Source organism: Streptomyces sp. NPDC005070 (assembly GCF_053600395.1).
The window spans coordinates 1-1,836 of record NZ_JBSFZS010000432.1; the positions used below are offsets into that span (position 1 = coordinate 1).

The 1,836-nt window shown below is 71.1% G+C and carries 2 protein-coding genes; both read left to right on the top strand.

Annotated elements, in window-relative coordinates; all coding sequences use genetic code 11:
- Nucleotides 1-1,057: ABC transporter ATP-binding protein (locus ACWEBX_RS39915; RefSeq protein WP_451889602.1), on the top strand; the 1,057-nt coding region annotated here is incomplete at its 5' end.
- A partial coding sequence (locus ACWEBX_RS39920) for an ATP-binding cassette domain-containing protein (protein ID WP_451889603.1) occupies nucleotides 1,054-1,836 on the top strand: 783 nt, incomplete at its 3' end. The genes ACWEBX_RS39915 and ACWEBX_RS39920, both read left to right, overlap by 4 nt.

A 1,836-nucleotide genomic window follows, 5' to 3' on the forward strand; every position in this document is an offset into this window, starting at 1 on the left:
GGCGGATACGGAAACACAGGCGGATACGGAAACACAGGCGGATACGGAGACGAGCGGCGCGCTGTTCGAGGTGCGCGACCTGCGTGTCGGCGTCGTCGACGGACCCGAACTGGTGAGCGGCGTCTCGGTCCGCATCCGGCCCGGCACCGTGCTGGGCCTGGTGGGGGAGTCGGGCTGCGGCAAGACGATGACCGCCCGGTCCCTGCTGGGGCTGCTGCCGGACGGCGTCACCGTGACCCACGGTTCGATCCACTTCGGCGGCCGGGACCTGGCCGGCCTGACCGAGAAGGAACTGCAGGCCGTACGCGGCCGTGACATCGCACTCATCTCGCAGGAACCGATGGTCGCCCTGGACCCGATGTTCTCCATCGGACACCAACTGACCCAGCCGATCCGCCGGTTCCGCGGTGTCGGTCGCCGGGAGGCCCGCCGCATCGCCCTGGGTCTCCTCGCGCAGGTGGGCATCGTCGACCCGGAGCGGATCCTGCGCGGCCATCCGCACCACCTCTCGGGCGGCATGGCACAGCGCGTCTGCATCGCGCTGGCTCTCACCGGCTCGCCCAAGCTGCTGATCGCCGACGAGCCCACCACGGCGCTCGACGTCACCGTGCAGGCCGAGATCCTCAGCCTGCTGCGGTCGTTGGTGCGAACCGAGAGCCTCTCCGTGGTGCTGGTCAGCCACGACCTCGGCGTGGTGGCCGACCTGTGCGACGACGTCGCGGTGATGTACGCGGGCCAGGTGGTCGAGTCCGGCACCGTCGCCGAGGTCCTCGACCATGCCGCGCACCCCTACACGGACGCGTTGCTGAGCGCGAACCCCCACATTCCGCGGGGTGCCGCGGTGCCGAGCCGGCTGCCGTCCATCCGGGGCACGGTGCCACCGCCCGAGGACTGGCGCGGCGGCTGCCGGTTCGCGAGTCGCTGCGCCCTGGCCACGTCCCGGTGTTCCGAGCCGGTCGCGGCGGCCCCGGCACACGACGGGGGGACGGTTCGGTGCGTCCACCCGCTGTCCACGGCGACGACCGTCACCACGAGCGAATCCGGAGCCGCCCGATGAACCAGCCCGCCCTGTCCGTTCGCGACCTCGTCGTCCACTACGGCCGACGCCGCAAGGCCCCTCCGGCGATCGGCGACGTCAGCTTCGACATCGCCCCGGGCGAGACACTCGGCCTGGTCGGAGAGTCCGGCTCGGGCAAGTCCACCATCGGCAAAGCCGTCCTGGGGCTCCAGCCGGCGACCTCCGGATCGATCCTTCTCCACGGCGTGGACATCACCAAGGCGTCGTTGCGGCAGCGCCGGGTCAGCGCGATCGACCTGCGGGTCGTCTTCCAGGACCCGTACTCGTCGCTCAACCCGGCCCAGACCATAGGCCAGACCCTGATCGAGCCGCTGCGTGTGCTGCGTGTGCCCCAGCGGGAACAGTGGCGGCGAGCGCGTACCGCACTCGAGGCCGTCGGACTGCCCGGCGACGCGATCGACCGCTACCCGGCGCAGTTCTCCGGCGGTCAGCGCCAACGGGTGGCGATCGCCCGAGCGCTGGTCTGCGACCCGAAGGTGATCGTGCTCGACGAGCCGGTCAGCGCCCTCGATCTCTCCACCCAGGCCCAGGTGCTGAACCTTCTGGCCGATCTGCGCGACCAGCGGCGGCTCGCCCTGCTCTTCATCGCACACGACCTCGAAGTCGTACGGTTCCTCTCCCAGCGGGTCGTGGTGCTCTACCGCGGCCAGGTGATGGAGGAGGGCTCGCCGCCACCGCTCGAACTGCCGCCGCCCTCCCGTCTGTTGCGCCGTGCGAGGGCCTCGACCTCCTTGGTGTCGAACGTGCTCCCGCGCCCT